Here is a 17,587-nt window from a genome sequence, read left to right as displayed (position 1 = left end):
ACAGATGGAACTTGTTGAAATTGGAAATGAATTGGAACAAATGGCCAAGCGAATTAATGATTTCAGGGGGTCTCTTTGACTTAGATGTCAAACGGGAACGGATAAAAGAACTGGAAATGCAAATGACATCTCCTGAATTTTGGGAAAATCAGGATGAAGCGCAAAAAGTTATCGATGAATCGAACCAGCTGAAAAGCTATGTAGAAGGCTTCGAGGAAATAGAAGGAAAACTGGAGAACCTTGAAGTATCTTATGAACTGGTGAAAGAGGAAAATGACCGGGAATTATTTGCCGATCTTGATAAAGAAGTTTCCGAGTTACGCAGTGAAATTAATCAATTCGAATTACAAATGCTGTTGAGTGAACCATATGATCAAAATAATGCGATTCTAGAGTTACACCCTGGTGCCGGTGGTACGGAATCACAGGACTGGGCGAGCATTTTGCTTCGAATGTATCAGCGCTGGGCCGAACGAAAAGGATTCACAGTTGAAACACTTGATTACCTACCAGGTGATGAGGCCGGAGTTAAAAGTGTTACGCTGTGGATTAAAGGTCATAATGCTTATGGGTATTTGAAAGCCGAGAAAGGTGTTCATCGTCTTGTTCGGATTTCGCCATTTGATTCATCGGGGCGACGTCATACATCGTTTGCTTCATGTGAAGTGACACCGGAAATGGATGATGATGTGGATATTGAAATAAACAATGAAGACATTAATATTGACACGTATCGGGCGAGTGGTGCCGGTGGACAGCATGTAAATACAACTGATTCGGCTGTTCGGATTACTCACTTGCCAACAAAGATTGTCGTCACTTGTCAATCAGAACGTTCACAAATACAAAACCGCGAGCGAGCTATGAAAATGCTGCGGTCCAAACTTTACCAGCGCGAACTAGACCGTCAGCAGCGGGAGCTAAATGAAATTCGCGGTGAGCAAAAGGAAATCGGCTGGGGTAGTCAAATTCGCTCTTACGTATTCCATCCATATACAATGGTGAAAGATCATCGGACAAATATGGAAATTGGGAATGCACAAGGGGTTGTTGACGGTAATATCGATCCCCTTATTGATTCCTATTTACGCTCGCGAATTGATTAAGTGCACGTTCACATGAAAGTCATGAAATTGACACAATATGCCAAAATCCCGAACGTCATGCGGTTTAAAAGATGTTCAACGGGAAATTATTCCTTTTCTACTGGTTTTAAAATTTTGGAAATAGGTTATAATAACCTTGATAGCCTTTTCACTAAATTATGTTAGGGGGATTTGAATATGAAAAAAGGTTTATTATCAATATTGTTCGGCACGGCGCTTGTGCTCGGCGCTTGTGGCGGAGGAGATGACGGTGGAACCGATAATGGTGATAACGGTGACACCGGTACGGAAGAACCTGCAGGAGAAAATGGTGAATCCACCGCTGCTGCGGAAGAAATTTTCCAAAACAACTGTGCTTCGTGCCACGGTGGAGATCTTTCCGGTGGAGCTGGCCCTGATTTAAGAGAAGTTGGTTCGGATTATTCGTCGGATGAAATTGTTGATATCATTCAAAATGGTAAAGATGGTATGCCTCCTCAGGATGTATCTGATGAAGATGCACAGGCACTTGCATCTTGGTTGGCAGAGAAAAAGTAAATCGATAAACAGAAGTTTGGTCTATTTCTTAACCGGAATGGGCCAAACTTTTTTTATGTCATTTTTACAACCTGAAACGCCAGCCGCATCAAGCCTTCCATTACCGTATCCCCGGAATTCATGTCAACGCACCGGTGTATGTCCTGTAATGAGCGTCTAAACGAGACAGTGCCTCGGATAAAGAGTCATTCATCGCTGTTTAAGCGCCCGAGCGAAGCAGTATCCCAGTAGCTAAGTGATTCCACAGTATGATTCAGTGAATAGTCTTATTCATCCTTCATACTTCACACTATTTTCCGTTGCACTCAACAAAAACTGAAAAATTCGTAAATTCAGCAGATAGTATAAAAATTGAAATCAAAATGTAATATAATTTTGTCTAAAATTTGTGCTGAAAAATGTTATAATAGAAAAGTATTAGTGTGTTTGTCGGAACAAGAAAAATGTAACCGACGCGCGTGTATATTGTTTGCGAAGAATCGACAGCGCAGGTGAACTCCAAAAATGGAACAAAAGGTGATTTTTAAATGATAAAAATGAAAGACGTACATAAAACCTATGCCAATGGTGTTACAGCACTTAATGGCATTTCAATAGAAATTAACCAGGGGGAATTTGTATATATTGTTGGCCCGAGTGGTGCTGGTAAATCAACATTCATCAGACTCATGTATCGGGAAGCAAAGCCATCATCAGGTAGCATAATAATTAATGACATTGATATGGATAACCTGAAGGAGAAAAACGTTCCATTTTTACGAAGGGATATTGGTGTTATCTTTCAAGATTTTAAGCTTTTGCCTAAATTGACAGTCTATGAAAATATTGCGTTTGCACTAGAGGTGATTGAAGAATCTCCCCGTAATATCCGTAAACGGGTCATGGATGTGCTCGAATTGGTAGGTCTAAAAAATAAGGCACGCTTTATTCCGGACGAGCTTTCCGGTGGTGAACAGCAACGTGTGACTATTGCCCGGGCAATAGTCAACCATCCAAGGATTGTTATTGCAGACGAACCGACTGGTAACTTGGATCCGGAAACATCATGGGGAATTATGCGCATATTCGAGGAGATTAATGCGAGGGGAACAACAATCATTATGGCTACTCACAGCAAAGAAATTGTCAACACGATTAAAAAACGTGTAATCGCAATTGAAGACGGATTAATCGTGCGTGACGAACATCGAGGTGAATATGGCTATGAAATTTAGGACCATAAAACGTCATTTCCGAGAAGGCATGAAGAACATTTTTCGTAACGGTTGGATGACGGTAGCTTCCGTTGGTGCAGTAACAATAACGCTTATGCTTGTCAGTGCATTCCTGGCATTAATGCTGAATCTGAATCATATGGCAAGCGGGCTTGAAGAAGAAGTCCAGATTGATGCGCTTATTGATCGTGCCGCTACAGAAACCGACATAAAAGAGCTTCGAACTGAAATTCAGAAAATAGATGAAGTAGGATCAGTAACTTTTTCCTCCAAAGATGAGCAGCTAGAGAAGCTAATAGAAGATATGGGGGAAGAGGGTGATACATGGAAAATGTTTGAACAGGACAACCCGCTTAGTCACGCCTATGTCGTAAAAGCGAAGGATCCTTCTGAAACGGAAGCACTTGCGAAAGAGATTAATAGATTGGACAACATTCAAGAGGTCAATTACGGAAAGGACACTGTCCAACGGCTGTTCACCTTCAACGATTATTCCCGTAATATTGGTCTTGTCCTGATCGTGGGTCTGGTTTTCACCGCGATATTCCTGATTTCGAATACGATTAAACTTACAATCATGGCCCGAAGCAGAGAAATCGGTATTATGAAACTGGTAGGTGCGACGAATGGATTTATTCGCTGGCCATTCTTTGTCGAGGGGATGCTGCTCGGGGTTCTTGGGGCCATCATACCTATAATGGCTGTTTTGAGTGGATACTATTATTTGGATAATAACATCAGCGACAAAATCACGTACGATTTTGTCGATATACTGCCATTTAGTCCATTCGCATTGCAGCTTGCTTTAATCATCTTGGTTATCGGAGTATTTATTGGCGTATGGGGAAGTGTCATGAGTGTTCGTAAATTCTTGAAAATATAACAAAAAAATAGATACCACAGATGAAGAGAGAGGGGAGTTTATGATGAGGAAATGGATTGCCTATTTGTTTGCAGCTTTTATCGTACTTGGATTTGGTCTGACCGGTTGGGAGAATGTATCAGCCGCGTCAGCCAGTAATGTAAACCAGGAAATCAATGAACTCAAAAAGAAGCAAGATAATTTACACGATAAAAAATCCAATTTAAAGAACAAAAAAGAAAACACGGAAGCGAAAATTGCAGAAAACAAGGATAAACAAGTAACGGTCAACAGTGCTATCAATAAAATTGATCAGGACTTGACGGAAACGAGAAATGCTATCAAATCAAAGGAGAATGAAATAGCTGAAACGAATCGTCAGCTCAACACATTAAAAAAGCAGATTGATAACATTAACAACAAAATTGATAAACTAAAAAAAGATATCAAAAAACTAAAAGAACGCATCGAAAAACGGGAAGAACTTTTAAAAGATCGACTCCGTGCGATTCAATCGAATGGTGGGAGCATGAAATACATAGAAGTCATCATGGGGTCAAACAGTTTCAGTGATTTTATCAGCCGTTCCTCCGCTGTCAGCACCATTATGGAGCAGGATAAGAACATCATGGAAACCCATGCAAAGGAAAAGAAACAGTTGGAAGACAAACAAGCTGAAGTAGAGGAAAAGAAAAAAGAGATAGAAGATAAGAAAACAAAAATTGAGAATAAAAAAGCATCCCTAGAAAGCAAAAAACAGGAGCTTGAGTCATTGCAAGAACAACTGGATAAGCAAATGAATAAAAAAGAAGAAAAGCTCGGGGAACTTAAAAAAGAACAAAATCAGCTTGAAAATTACAAGATGAGCTTAGCTGAACAACAGCAAGTAGTCAAAAATCAAGAAGCTGCTGTTAATAAAGCAATTCGTATGGCAAAACAAAGAAAAGAAGAACTTAATCAACTAGGAAATGAAGCAAACGGCAGTGGTTCCTTTGCTTGGCCTGCATCAGGCTATATAACTGATTATTATGGGTCACGCGGTGGAACACATCCTGGAATAGACTTAGGTAATGCAACGGCTAAGGGGGGCGGAAACGTACCTATTAAAGCGGCAGCAGACGGTGTCGTAACCAGGGCGTATACTTCAAGTTCATATGGGAATGTCGTATTTATAACACATGTTATTGACGGCGATAAATACGAAACGGTTTATGCCCATATGAAATACCCGCCTATGGTTAGAGATATGCAGGTAGTTAAGAAAGGTCAACAAATTGGTGTGATGGGGTCAACAGGTGATTCAACTGGTCCACATTTGCACTTTGAAGTTCATCAGCCTAAGTGGACCTATTCGAAGCAGTATTCTACAAACCCTTTGAGTTATCTGCCGTAATTAACATGAATGTCATTGCAATATGACTGCATAAACTATATCATTAAAGGCATCGCCCATTATGGTGTGATGCCTTTTTAGCACTTTTAAACAGGACAAACCTTTCGGGGAATATATCAATTGGGGTGAAACAATGAAACTGCAGAAACAGCATATCATTATGTTATTGTTCGCTGCACTGGTTTTGGGATTTGCAGGTGCATATGCCGGTGTGAAACTGGCGCAGCCCGGGCCTGCCAGCGATCAGGAACTGGCTGGGAATGGAGCAGGTTTACAAAACCAGGGGAACGCGAGACCACCGGCCAAAATTCAAAAAGTTGCCCAGGCATACAATTTAATAAAAGAAAACTATTTAGAAGATGTAAAGGATAAACAATTAATCGAAGGCGCAATCCAGGGTATGGTTGGTTCATTGGAGGATCCATACAGTTCATACATGGATAAAGAAACAATGAAACAATTTAATCAAACGATTGAATCGTCGTTTGAAGGGATCGGTGCGGAAGTAAGTAAAGTCAATGGGAAGATTACGATTGTATCACCGATTAAGGATTCACCAGCAGAGAAAGCTGGATTGCGTCCGAACGACCAGATTTTGAGTGTTGCCGGTGAAAGTGTTGCCGGACTTAACTTGCAGGAAGCAGTCCAAAAGATTCGTGGTAAAAAGGGTACAGAAGTAGTAATCGAAATCCAGCGTGAAGGTGTTTCCGAACCATTTGAAGTATCGATTGTTCGTGATGATATACCGGTGGAGACGGTTTATTCTGAGGTAGAGACAATTAATGGTAGGAAGACAGGGGTTATTGAAATAACCTCGTTTGCGGAAAATACAGCAGATGATTTCTCAAAACAGCTAACGGAGCTGGAGAACAAAAATATCGAGGGGTTAGTAATCGATGTTCGTGGAAATCCAGGTGGCCTGCTTACAGCTGTTGAGGGGATTTTGAAAAACTTTATTCCTAAGGACATGCCTTATGTACAAATTGAAAATCCGGATGGCAAGGTGTCCAAATCGTACTCCAATCTAGATGAGAAAAAGCCGTATCCTATCAGTGTGCTTATTAATGAGGGTAGTGCGTCTGCATCTGAAATCCTGGCAGTGGCGATGAAGGAAGCCGGATATAATATTGTCGGGACGAAAAGTTTTGGTAAAGGAACCGTACAACAGGCACTGCCGCTCGGTGATGGAAGTAGGCTTAAACTGACCTTTTTTAAATGGCTATCACCAAAAGGAACATGGATCCATGAAAAAGGTGTTAAACCAACAGTTAAGGCAGACCAACCAGCGTATTATTTTAGCAATCCGATTCAACTGGATAAACCACTGACATATAACGATACTGGTGATAAAGTGAAAAATATACAGATCATGCTGGAAGGACTGGGGCATGACCCTGAGCGTACAGATGGTTATTTTAATAAAGCTACAGAAGCAACGGTTAAATCCTTTCAGACGGAACATGACCTGGAAGCAACTGGAAAGGTAGATGAAAAAACGGCTGGTCTTATTGAAACTAAAATTATCGAAAAGGTTCGTGACGGTGAGGATGACCGGCAATTAGAAAAAGCACTGAATATATTATATCAATAAGCCCTATGCTATTTGATATACGAGAATGATGTAAGAAGGATCCTCCTTATTTGTGCGGCAAAGCGTTCGGAGGATCCTTCTGTTTAAATGGCAGTAGATATATAATCCGCGGGTGTTTGCCTGTGGATATTTTTCGTTTGTTGCAGGAAATAACCCCTTCCACGTTGAATATAATTAGGTAATCATTGTGTATTGTTTAGGAATAATTAAATTAACAGTAGACATATAGTAGAAGGTGATCATCATGGTAGAGACCTGGCTTATGGAATTATGGAGAGGAATAGGCAGATTTTTTGTTAATCCCCTCGTTTATTGGACCGTTATTTTAATTGTGTTTGCAGGAGTTAGGCGAATTCGAAAGGAACGGAAAGACTTTGGGCTTAAGTTGTTTGATTTATTTGCAGAATGGCGAAATACATGGCTAATGAGTATCGGTTTTAGTTTATTGTTATCAGCATTTGCACTAGGTGTGGGGATTGTCTTTTCCAAGGAAACTATTTTGATGCTGGCCATTGTAACGATTGTATTGAGCTTTTCGTTTCGTTTCACACTGCTTTCTCCCGTGTATACGATTGGTATCAGTTATTTGCTGTTACTATTGCTTCCGTTTGTGCTGGATGGTCAGACCTTCGCCGATATAAGTTTCTCTTCATCTGTCAATTTTGTCGGTTTAGCCTTATTACTGGCACTGTTGTTAATGGCGGAAACCGTATTGTTGATACAAAACAGCCGAAGCAGGACATTTCCAGAATTAAAGCCTGGACGCCGTGGGTTACGGATAGGCGTGCACCATCTTAAAAAAGTTGGCTTTATTCCTTTTTTTGTGCTGATACCGACAGGCTCAATTACCTCGTTTGCATCATTTTGGCCATCCCTTACGTTAAATGGCGAAATGTATAGCCTTGCATTGGTGCCGTTCGTGATAGGATTTGATCATATCGTGCAGGGCACACTCCCGAAAAAAGGCGCAATGGCTATCGCAAGACGGGTTTTAATACTCGGTATGATCGTATTATTCCTGGCTGTTGGAAGCGTTTATGCCGGATGGTTGTCACTGGCGGCTATCTTCATTGGAATTATCGGAAGGGAATATATCAATTACAGACACCGCATGAAGGATCAGGCTAAAGTACCCTTTTTCAACAAAAATGAGCGTGGTGTCAAAGTGTTAGCGGTGATTCCAGATACACCGGCTGCCCGTTTAGGTATTACAGTTGGTGAAACGATTACGAAAGCGAATGGAAAAAGGATTAATGATATGGAGTCATTCTATTACGCGTTGCAGGAAAGTGGAGCATTTTTTAAACTCGAAATTACTGGCAATAATGGGGAGGTACGTTTTGTTCAAAGCGCGTTATACGAGGAGGACCATCATGAATTGGGTGTTATTACGACGAACGACCGCTTCTTGGACAAGCAATTAAAAAAGCATGGATAATAAATAAAACCGGGAAAGCAGCTAGACACAGAAGATGTGTCTGCTGCTTTTTTTGTGTCGCATTCTCTGCCCGCAGGCACTTAGTTCACCAAAACTAAGGTGGTAAACACTATTCGTATAGTTACAACCATAAAAACTAATAAAACTGTTTTTTCAAAAAACAACATGAAAATAGTGATGTGAATCACTAGCTTTTTGACGAATTTTTTATATGCTATAGCAGAACATAAAGCTTTCTGCCATTTCTAAGGGGGTTATCGTATTGGTACAGACAGTTGCATGGGTCACGAGTTTGTTTTTTATGTTTCTTGTACTTGTCGTATTTGCAGTTGTTGCATGGAAGTCTACAGAGCGGAAGGAATATGCACCGATAAAGAAAAAATGGTATAAGGCACGTACGTTTTATGCGTCGGTGTTGATTGTATTGATGACGAGCATAACAATTTATACACTTCGGGAACTACCATATAGCCAGCCGGTTTATGGTGCCGATCAGGAACCAGTGGTGGTAGATGTGGAAGGCATGCAGTTTGGCTGGGAAATGAGTCAAACCGAATTTAAAGTAGGTGAGCCTGTTGAATTTCATGTTACCAGTAAGGATGTGAATCACGGCTTTGGAATTTACGATGAAGAGATGAACATGCTTGCACAAACACAGGCAATGCCTGACTATACAAATAAAGTTTACATGACGTTTGATGAACCTGGAACATATGAAATTCTTTGTCTAGAGTATTGTGGACTTGCTCACGATTTAATGACAGCGGAAATAACAGTAACGGAATAATGATAATGGAGGTGTGCTGAATGGAAGCGAAGTCACGCAATAATCTGGTTGTATCCTACTTAACACTTGGTGGCATTATTATTGTTGCGATGATGGTGTTCGGAATTTTGATGCTTTTGACGCAGGGCGGTATGTTAGATTTATCCCCGGCTGCATTCTATCAGTTCCTAACCATACATGGAACTGGGATGGTTGGTGCTGCAGCATTGGCTGCGGCTGGAGTGATGGGGTATTTTCTAAGTCAATATGTTCAGTTATCGAAAAAGATTATGACGGCCAATCTGGCTTTATTTCTGATTGGCGTTGTCATGGTGATCGTTGGTGTATTTTCATTTAAATATGCGGGTTCCTGGACATTCCTTTATCCGCTGCCGAAATTGTCAGCATCGGCGTGGGGAACAGTTGGTGCATTGTTGTACCTGTTTGGAATGCTTATTTTAGGTGTTGGTTTCTTATTATTTTACCTTGATTCCGGTCGGGCGATCATGAAGAAATATGGAAGTTTGGCAAAAGGGCTTGGCTGGGATGTCATTGCCGGAAAAAAGTCTGAGGACAACGCTCCGCCTAAAGCGGTTATTGCAAGTACGATGGTTACGATAGTTAATGTAACGGCGTTGACAGCTGGTTCCGCGGTATTGATTATGAATGTCATTAATGTGATTAATCCGGCATTTACAGTTGATCCATTGCTGGCTAAAAACCTGACATATGCGTTTGGACACATTTTTGCCAACTCGATTATTTATATGGCAGTGATTGCGGTTTATGAAATATTGCCACGTTATGCGAATCGTCCCTGGAAGGCAAATAGGGTATTCCTGATTGCCTGGACGATGTCGACTGTTTTTACATTACTCATTTACACACACCATCTATTAATGGATTCAGTTATGCCGACATGGACACTCATAATGGCACAAGCACTCTCCTATGCAAATGGGTTGCCGGTTCTCGTTGTAACGGCGTATGGAGCGTTAATGATTGTTTATAAATCCGGTATTAAATGGGATGTCGCCTCCGGGTTATTGTATCTGTCTATGTTTGGCTGGGTAGTAGGCGTTGTGCCGGCAATTGTCGATGCGACGATTGTTGTAAACCATGTCATGCATAATACGAAATGGGTTCCGGGTCACTTCCATATGTATATGGCACTTGGAGCTTGCACGATGTTTTTTGGATTTATGTATTATTTGGCAAAACAGGACAGTGATATCAAACAAAATATACTGGATCGCTTATCCTTTGTAGCTTTTGCACTGGCAATCGTTTCGCTGAGTGGGTCGTTTCTCGTTTCCGGAGCACTAAGTACACCGAGACGCTGGGCTTCCCACATACCGGAATGGATGGGTCCGGCTGTTTTTGGGGCATTTGCCGGTGTATTTGCAGCGTTGGCGGTAACTGTATTTGTTATTCATTTTATCCGTTATATCTTCAGACGCAAAGAAAAAGTTTCTGGTGACCGGAATGATGAAAAGCTCGCATAATTGTTATTTTTTTAAGGTGGGTTCGGTGAACATATGCGAAAAAATACGTATGGTCTCATCCTATTTGTAATATTAGTCGTTCCTCCAATTAGAAACTTAATGGAATCTATTATGATTGTTCATATGCTTATACAGATTCCACTGCTTATAGTTGCTGGTTGGCTATTAGCGGGTTATGCACACGATTGGTTCAAAAATTTTTTGGAAACATGGAATGGTAATGGCATTCCCGGTATGTTGCTTGTCGTATTTGTTATAACCTATTGGCTTATACCACGGACACTTGATGCATCACTCGAGAGCTGGCTGATTGAATTGTTTAAGTTTATCAGTCTACCGTTTCTTGTCGGAATCCCACTCCGGGACAGCTGGGGTAAAATCGGATCGTTAGTTAAAAGTTTTATTATATTTAATTTCATACCTATGTTCGGCTTGATGGCATGGTTGTACATCGACGCGCCTGTCCGAGTGTGCAATAACTACCTGGAAGTTGAACAAAAAGTACTTGGCTGGGGATTTTTAGTAATAACTGCTAGCTGTATTCTATATATGCTCCAGTATGTGTTCACTGATCATTCCGATACAACGCCATAGATTGAAATAAACACCTTCAAACGCTCCTTTTTAAACAGGACTTTTGGAGGTGTTTTTCTCATTCATCATTTATAAGGAATGTAAAAATCTGTAAACTATATATGAGATATTTTCACAATATATATAGTGTAAAAGTGTTAATTAATACCTGATATAATAATATTTAAAACGTTTTCATCTATGTCAAACTTTGTTCATAAATGAGCATGATAAAGTGACTCGTATCACATGTGAAGTAGGTCGATAGAATTATACTTTAGTTAAAGATAAGCTGAATCATTCAGTCAGGCAGTTAATAGACGAAGGTATGTTGATTGATTGGTTTGAAGGCTTCTCTACTACAAAAAGGTATGAGGTGAATAATATGTTGACGAAAAATGGGTATCGATTAGTAGTTGGTCTTAGTGCGATGGGTTTGTTCTTATCAGCTTGTGGAGGCGGCTCGATAGATGACAAAGTAGATGGTGCGAATACGGATAAACCTGCAAATGAAGTGAATGTCAAGACTGAAGATGTAGTAGCAGATACACCAAAAATCGAAAACATTGGCCCCCATAAAGGAATTGATCAGGAACCAGTACCGATTAAAGTAGAGCGTATAGGTGAACATGAAGTAGATATTGATATGACATCACAAATTACGAATATTGAACTTGATAAAGGTGAAACGTATAAGGCTTGGACTTTTAATGGAACCGTCCCAGGACCTGTCATCCGTGTGAAAGAAGGAGACAAACTAAATTTCAATCTTAAAAATATGGACCCTAAAATAAATCATTCCGTAGACTTTCATTCTGTTTACGCTTCTCCGAATAAAGACTTTGCTGACGTGAAGCCAAATGAAAGCGGAACGTTCTCTTATGAGGTTGGATCACCTGGTGTTTATATGTATCACTGTGCTACGGAACCGGTGTTACAGCACATTGCAAATGGCATGTATGGAACGATGATAGTTGAACCGGCGGATGGCTACCCAACCGACAATGAAATTGACAAAGAAATTACCGTCGTTCAAAGTGAATTTTATAAAGATGGCAAAATGGAGGAAATGGTGAATGGTGAACCTGAATATGTCGTGTTTAATGGAAGCACACAAGCGGTTAAGGACGAAATGATTCAGGCGAAAGTTGGAGATAAAATTCGGATTAATTTTGTTGATGCCGGCCCAAATGAAGTATCGAGCTTCCATGTTATCGGTACGCAACTTGAAACAGTGTATGTTGATGGTGATCCAAGAAATGTTGTAGAAGGCCTGCAAACGTCTATGGTCCCTGTATCCGGGTCTATTGTAGCTGAATTTACAGTGGAGAAACCCGGCATCTATTCATTTGTGACACACGCCTTTGACCATGTAACAAAAGGGGCACTGGGTAAAATCGAAGTGACGGAATAGAAACTGATTCATTAGTGAAAAGATGTTTAATATAAACGCCTGTCATATACATGTGGCAGGCGTTTATTGTATGATACATAAAACTTACTGCGAATGCTTTTTTCTACCACTGCAAATCCTTGTCCGAAGCATTGTACATGATTTCTGTCCGGTAAATCGGGTAAAATGGGAATATGATAAATTAAACACCGAATATTTGTTCGTTTGTCTGTTAAAATAATATACCATTTATGATAGAATGAAGGAGAAGCAAGGAACGGAGGTTTTCGGTTTGGAAAATAAATTTGACCTCGTGGCACAGTACGAGCCAAGTGGTGATCAGCCTGATGCAATAGCAGACATGGTTGAAAAAGTGAAAGCCGGTCAGCGTCACCAGACGTTACTCGGTGCAACTGGAACAGGAAAAACATTTACGGTATCAAATGTGATAAAAGAAATTAACCGTCCAACCCTTGTGATTGCTCACAACAAAACGTTGGCCGGGCAATTATACAGTGAATTTAAGGAATTATTTCCGAATAATGCAGTCGAATATTTTGTTAGTTATTATGATTATTATCAGCCAGAGGCATATGTACCATCGACAGATACATTCATTGAAAAGGATGCCAGCATCAATGATGAAATTGATAAACTACGACACTCAGCGACCTCCTCGCTGTTTGAGCGACGTGATGTGCTGATCGTAGCAAGTGTATCATGTATTTACGGCTTGGGTTCACCTGAAGAGTATAAAAGTCAGGTTCTCTCACTCCGGATGGGCATGGAAAAAGATCGTGATCAGCTTTTACGGGAACTTGTTGATATTCAGTATGCCCGGAACGACATTGACTTCCAACGTGGGACATTTCGTGTTCGCGGTGATTCTGTTGAGGTTATTCCGGCTTCAAGAGAGGAACATTGTATCCGAATTGAATTTTTCGGGGATGAAATTGATCGGATTCGGGAAGTTGACGCTTTGACTGGTGAAATTATCGGCGACCGTGAACATGTGGCGATTTTCCCGGCATCCCACTTCGTCACTCGTGAAGAGAAACTCAAAAAGGCAATTAAAAATATTGAAAAAGAACTGGAAGAACGATTGGCCGAGTTTCGGGAGCAAGATAAGTTGCTTGAGGCACAACGATTGGAGCAGCGGACAAATTATGACATTGAAATGATGTATGAAATGGGCTTTTGTTCCGGAATCGAAAATTATTCGCGACATTTAACGTTTAGGGAACCCGGATCGACGCCATACACCTTGTTGGACTTCTTTCCGGAAGATTTTCTTTGTGTAGTGGACGAGTCGCATGTTACCCTCCCACAAATCAGGGGAATGTACAATGGGGACAAGGCACGTAAACAAGTGTTGGTAGATCACGGTTTCCGTCTGCCCTCTGCGCTGGATAACCGTCCACTAACATTTGGTGAATTTGAAAAACAAACAAACCAGCTTATCTATGTTTCGGCAACGCCTGGCCCTTATGAGCAGGAACATGCACCAGATGTGACAGAGCAAATTATTCGGCCAACAGGCTTGTTGGATCCTAAAATAGATGTGCGTCCAATCGATGGGCAGGTTGATGACCTTATTGAAGAAATCAACAAGCGGTCCCAACGGAATGAGCGCGTGCTTGTTACGACCCTGACGAAGAAAATGTCGGAGGATCTGACTGACTACTTGAAAGAGATTGGTATTAAGGTGGCTTACTTGCATTCAGAGATTAAGACATTAGAACGCATTGAAATCATTCGTGATTTGCGTGTCGGTAAATACGATGTTCTTGTCGGAATCAACCTTCTGCGGGAGGGACTGGATATACCGGAAGTGTCGTTGGTTGCCATTTTGGATGCCGATAAGGAAGGATTCCTGCGTTCGGAGCGGTCCCTTATCCAGACAATGGGCCGAGCTGCTCGGAATGAAAACGGGGAAGTAATCATGTATGCCGACAGTGTGACACGGTCAATGCAGGTGGCGATTGATGAAACGAACCGCCGTCGCGAGAAACAACTGGCCTACAACGAAAAACATGACATTACACCGACGACTATCCGAAAAGAAGTAAGGGATGTTATCCGTGCAACGGTGGCATCAGAAGATAATGAATCGTATGAAAGTAGGAAAGCTGATACTGCTGAAATGAGCAAAGCAGAGAAGACGAAGATGATTGAGAATATGGAAAAGGAAATGAAGCAGGCTGCCAAGGATCTTGATTTCGAGAAAGCTGCTGAGCTTCGTGATATTATTTTGGAACTCAAAGCGGAAGGATGACCTGTTCATGCCAAGTAAAGCAATTACCATCCAAGGCGCACGTGCACATAATCTACAAAATATTAACGTATCCATTCCTAAGAATGAACTTGTTGTTTTAACAGGTTTATCAGGATCCGGTAAATCTTCGTTGGCTTTTGATACGGTTTATGCCGAAGGGCAGCGTCGCTATGTAGAGTCTCTTTCAGCCTATGCGCGACAATTTTTAGGCCAGATGGACAAGCCGGATGTTGATGCGATTGAAGGGTTATCACCAGCGATTTCCATTGACCAAAAGACAACGAGCAAAAATCCACGCTCAACTGTCGGAACCGTTACGGAAATTTATGATTATTTGCGTCTGCTGTATGCCCGTATCGGTCGGCCAACTTGTCCGAAACATGGAATTGAAATCAGTTCACAGACAGTCCAGCAGATGGTTGATCGGATCCTGGAGTACCCTGAACGGACCAAAATGCAAATTCTTGCCCCAATCGTCTCAGGAAGAAAAGGCGAACATGCCAAAACAATAGAATATCTCAAACAGAAAGGGTATGTCCGGATTCGGGTTGATCAGGAAATGCGGGAAGTGACAGATGATATCCAACTTGAAAAAAATAAGCCCCATTCGATCGAGGTTGTTGTAGACCGTATCATTGTCAAAGAAGGCATTTCCGGGCGTCTTAGTGACTCGATTGAAACTGCGCTCGGTTTAGGTGATGGCAAGATTATCGTTGATGTAATCGGTGATGAAGAACTGATGTTCAGTGAAAATCATGCATGCCCAATATGCGGCTTTTCTATTGAGGAGTTGGAACCAAGGTTGTTCTCATTTAATAGTCCATATGGCGCTTGTCCGACTTGTGACGGCCTAGGTACCAATCTCGAAGTTGACTTAGAGCTGGTTATCCCGGATCGTGGGAAGACATTGAAAGAGCATGCGATTGCAGCATGGGAACCGATTAGTTCACAATATTACCCGCAATTGTTAAAGAGTGTCTGTGATCATTATGATATAGACATGACGATACCGGTAAAAGATATTCCGAAGAAAAAGATGGATAAAATCTTATATGGAAGTGGTAATGAAAAAATTCGTTTTCATTACACGAATGAGTTTGGTAATGTACGAGATAATGATATTTATTTTGAAGGTGTATTGAATAACATTGCCCGACGGTATCGGGAAACGTCGTCTGATTTTACGAGAGAGCTGCTGGAGAAATATATGGCTAATAAAAACTGCCCGGACTGTGGTGGACATCGGCTCAAAGAAGAAGCACTTGCTGTATTGGTTAATGGGATGCACATTAGCGAAGTTACCGACTATGCAATCACTGAGGCCAAAGAATTTTTCCAGAGTCTTAATTTGACGGAGAAAGAACAAACCATTGGTAAGATGATTCTTAAAGAAATAACTGACCGTCTTGATTTCATGAATAATGTTGGACTTAATTATTTGACACTGTCACGGTCTGCGGGAACACTTTCAGGCGGGGAGGCACAGCGTATTCGGTTAGCAACGCAAATCGGATCAGCTCTGACAGGTGTTCTGTATGTTCTTGATGAGCCATCCATTGGCCTCCATCAGCGCGATAATTACCGTTTGATTAATACGTTAAAAAGGATGCGTGACTTGGACAATACACTGATTGTTGTCGAGCACGATGAAGATACGATGCTTGAAGCGGACCACCTGATTGATATCGGCCCTGGTGCTGGTGAACATGGCGGACAGATTGTTGCCAATGGTACACCGGAAAACGTGATGAAAAATAAAGAATCATTGACAGGGCAATATTTGGCAGGCGATAAGTTTATTCCGCTTCCGGTCAAACGGCGTAAACAGAATAAACGCAAGCAGGTAAAAGTGATTGGTGCGGAGGAAAACAATCTTAAAAAGGTTGATGCTTCCTTTCCGATTGGACTTATGACCGTTGTGACTGGTGTGTCCGGCTCTGGCAAGAGTACACTGGTCAACGATATTTTATATAAATCACTTTCTAAGCAATTACATCGCGCGAAGCATAAGCCGGGGAAACATCAGCGAATGAATGGTATCGGAAATATTGAAAAGGTAATTGACATTGATCAGTCCCCGATTGGCCGGACGCCACGGTCTAATCCGGCGACATACACGGGTGTTTTCGATGATATTCGCGATGTATTTGCCCAGACAAATGAAGCGAAAGTACGCGGCTATAAAAAGGGCCGATTCAGTTTTAATGTAAAAGGTGGGCGCTGTGAAGCTTGCCATGGCGATGGTATTATCAAAATCGAAATGCACTTTCTCCCTGATGTGTATGTTCCGTGTGAGGTATGTCATGGGAAGCGATACAACCGTGAAACGTTGGAAGTTGAATACAAAGGGAAAAGCATTGCCGATGTGCTTGATATGACTATAGAAGAAGCGCTGGACTTTTTTGGAAACATCCCGAAAATCAAACGGAAATTGCAAACTGTTTATGACGTTGGGCTTGGCTATATTAGGTTGGGCCAGCAAGCAACAACGTTATCAGGTGGGGAGGCGCAGCGTGTTAAACTTGCAAGTGAACTCCATCGTCGTTCCAATGGCAAAACGTTTTATATTCTGGATGAGCCGACGACAGGTTTGCATACAGATGATATTAATAGGCTTTTAAATGTATTGCAACGTCTTGTGGGTAATGGTGATACCGTACTCATCATCGAACACAATCTGGATGTGATTAAAACTGCCGACCATATCATTGACCTCGGTCCTGAGGGTGGTGACGGCGGCGGTGAGATTATTGCGACTGGAACCCCGGAAGAAGTCGCTGTCAACGAAGCATCGTATACAGGTAAATTCTTGAAACCAATTTTAGAACGTGATCAAAAACGAATGGAAGCAGCTCTAGCAGAAAGAGAAAAAGTCGGATTAAACTAAAATGAGCGGCGGCGGACCTGGCTTTGAGGCGTTTCGCTGCCTTTTTG

General features: G+C 41.5%; 13 protein-coding genes. All 13 read left to right on the top strand.

The annotated features are described in order from the left end of the window. Positions 1-4: 4 nt before the first annotated feature. A protein-coding gene (gene prfB / locus FFL34_RS03915; protein WP_176960789.1) for a peptide chain release factor 2 occupies positions 5-1,106 on the top strand; the annotation gives its coding sequence in 2 pieces (ribosomal slippage) (positions 5-76 and positions 78-1,106; 1,101 coding nt in all). Between the two features lie 177 nt (positions 1,107-1,283). Next, the gene (cccB, locus tag FFL34_RS03910) at positions 1,284-1,643 is read left to right on the top strand and encodes a cytochrome c551 (protein ID WP_138601657.1); all 360 of its coding nucleotides are present in this window, start codon (positions 1,284-1,286) and stop codon (positions 1,641-1,643) included. Between the two features lie 527 nt (positions 1,644-2,170). After that, positions 2,171-2,857, top strand: a complete 687-nt coding sequence (gene ftsE, locus FFL34_RS03905; RefSeq protein WP_138601655.1) for a cell division ATP-binding protein FtsE — start codon at positions 2,171-2,173, stop codon at positions 2,855-2,857. Beyond that, positions 2,847-3,740, top strand: a complete 894-nt coding sequence (gene ftsX / locus FFL34_RS03900; protein ID WP_138601653.1) for a permease-like cell division protein FtsX — start codon at positions 2,847-2,849, stop codon at positions 3,738-3,740. Before ftsE ends, ftsX begins: the two co-directional genes overlap by 11 nt. Before the next feature lie 40 nt (positions 3,741-3,780). Continuing rightward, positions 3,781-5,112 carry a murein hydrolase activator EnvC family protein gene (locus FFL34_RS03895; protein WP_138601651.1) on the top strand — a complete coding sequence of 444 codons (1,332 nt, stop codon included), beginning with the start codon at positions 3,781-3,783 and terminating at the stop codon, positions 5,110-5,112. Positions 5,113-5,245: 133 nt separating this feature from the next. Then, complete coding sequence (locus tag FFL34_RS03890; protein WP_138601649.1) at positions 5,246-6,703, top strand: S41 family peptidase; 1,458 nt, start codon at positions 5,246-5,248, stop codon at positions 6,701-6,703. A gap of 244 nt (positions 6,704-6,947) precedes the next feature. Further along, positions 6,948-8,141, top strand: a complete 1,194-nt coding sequence (locus FFL34_RS03885) for a PDZ domain-containing protein (RefSeq protein ID WP_138601647.1) — start codon at positions 6,948-6,950, stop codon at positions 8,139-8,141. Between the two features lie 262 nt (positions 8,142-8,403). Further along, positions 8,404-8,928 carry a cupredoxin domain-containing protein gene (locus FFL34_RS03880; protein ID WP_138601645.1) on the top strand — a complete coding sequence of 175 codons (525 nt, stop codon included), beginning with the start codon at positions 8,404-8,406 and terminating at the stop codon, positions 8,926-8,928. Between the two features lie 20 nt (positions 8,929-8,948). Continuing rightward, positions 8,949-10,412: a cbb3-type cytochrome c oxidase subunit I gene (locus FFL34_RS03875; protein ID WP_138601643.1), complete on the top strand. Its 1,464-nt coding sequence runs from the start codon at positions 8,949-8,951 to the stop codon at positions 10,410-10,412. Positions 10,413-10,445: 33 nt separating this feature from the next. Next, positions 10,446-11,006, top strand: coding sequence for a hypothetical protein (locus FFL34_RS03870; RefSeq protein WP_138601641.1), 561 nt, complete (start codon positions 10,446-10,448; stop codon positions 11,004-11,006). Between the two features lie 364 nt (positions 11,007-11,370). Continuing rightward, positions 11,371-12,399: a multicopper oxidase domain-containing protein gene (locus tag FFL34_RS03865; RefSeq protein ID WP_234031416.1), complete on the top strand. Its 1,029-nt coding sequence runs from the start codon at positions 11,371-11,373 to the stop codon at positions 12,397-12,399. 271 nt (positions 12,400-12,670) lie between these two features. Next, positions 12,671-14,653, top strand: a complete 1,983-nt coding sequence (gene uvrB / locus FFL34_RS03860) for an excinuclease ABC subunit UvrB (protein ID WP_138601639.1) — start codon at positions 12,671-12,673, stop codon at positions 14,651-14,653. Between the two features lie 7 nt (positions 14,654-14,660). Further along, positions 14,661-17,540 (top strand): excinuclease ABC subunit UvrA, encoded by a 2,880-nt coding sequence (gene uvrA, locus FFL34_RS03855; protein WP_138601637.1) that lies wholly within the window; start codon positions 14,661-14,663, stop codon positions 17,538-17,540. Positions 17,541-17,587: the final 47 nt, after the last annotated feature.

It is taken from the genome of Lentibacillus cibarius (assembly GCF_005887555.1).
Taxonomy (GTDB): Bacteria; Bacillota; Bacilli; order Bacillales; family Amphibacillaceae; genus Lentibacillus; species Lentibacillus cibarius.
The sequence above is the reverse complement of the archived record's forward strand: the minus strand, read 5'-3'. Positions and strand labels throughout refer to the sequence as shown.

Coding starts and splice junctions, on each gene's coding strand:
- FFL34_RS03895 (WP_138601651.1), top strand. CDS start 3,781: ATGATGAGGAAATGGATTGCCTATTTGTTTGCAGCTTTTATCGTACTT.
- FFL34_RS03885 (WP_138601647.1), top strand. CDS start 6,948: ATGGTAGAGACCTGGCTTATGGAATTATGGAGAGGAATAGGCAGATTT.
- FFL34_RS03865 (WP_234031416.1), top strand. CDS start 11,371: ATGTTGACGAAAAATGGGTATCGATTAGTAGTTGGTCTTAGTGCGATG.
- FFL34_RS03890 (WP_138601649.1), top strand. CDS start 5,246: ATGAAACTGCAGAAACAGCATATCATTATGTTATTGTTCGCTGCACTG.
- FFL34_RS03875 (WP_138601643.1), top strand. CDS start 8,949: ATGGAAGCGAAGTCACGCAATAATCTGGTTGTATCCTACTTAACACTT.
- ftsX (WP_138601653.1), top strand. CDS start 2,847: ATGAAATTTAGGACCATAAAACGTCATTTCCGAGAAGGCATGAAGAAC.
- uvrA (WP_138601637.1), top strand. CDS start 14,661: ATGCCAAGTAAAGCAATTACCATCCAAGGCGCACGTGCACATAATCTA.
- cccB (WP_138601657.1), top strand. CDS start 1,284: ATGAAAAAAGGTTTATTATCAATATTGTTCGGCACGGCGCTTGTGCTC.
- FFL34_RS03870 (WP_138601641.1), top strand. CDS start 10,446: ATGCGAAAAAATACGTATGGTCTCATCCTATTTGTAATATTAGTCGTT.
- ftsE (WP_138601655.1), top strand. CDS start 2,171: ATGATAAAAATGAAAGACGTACATAAAACCTATGCCAATGGTGTTACA.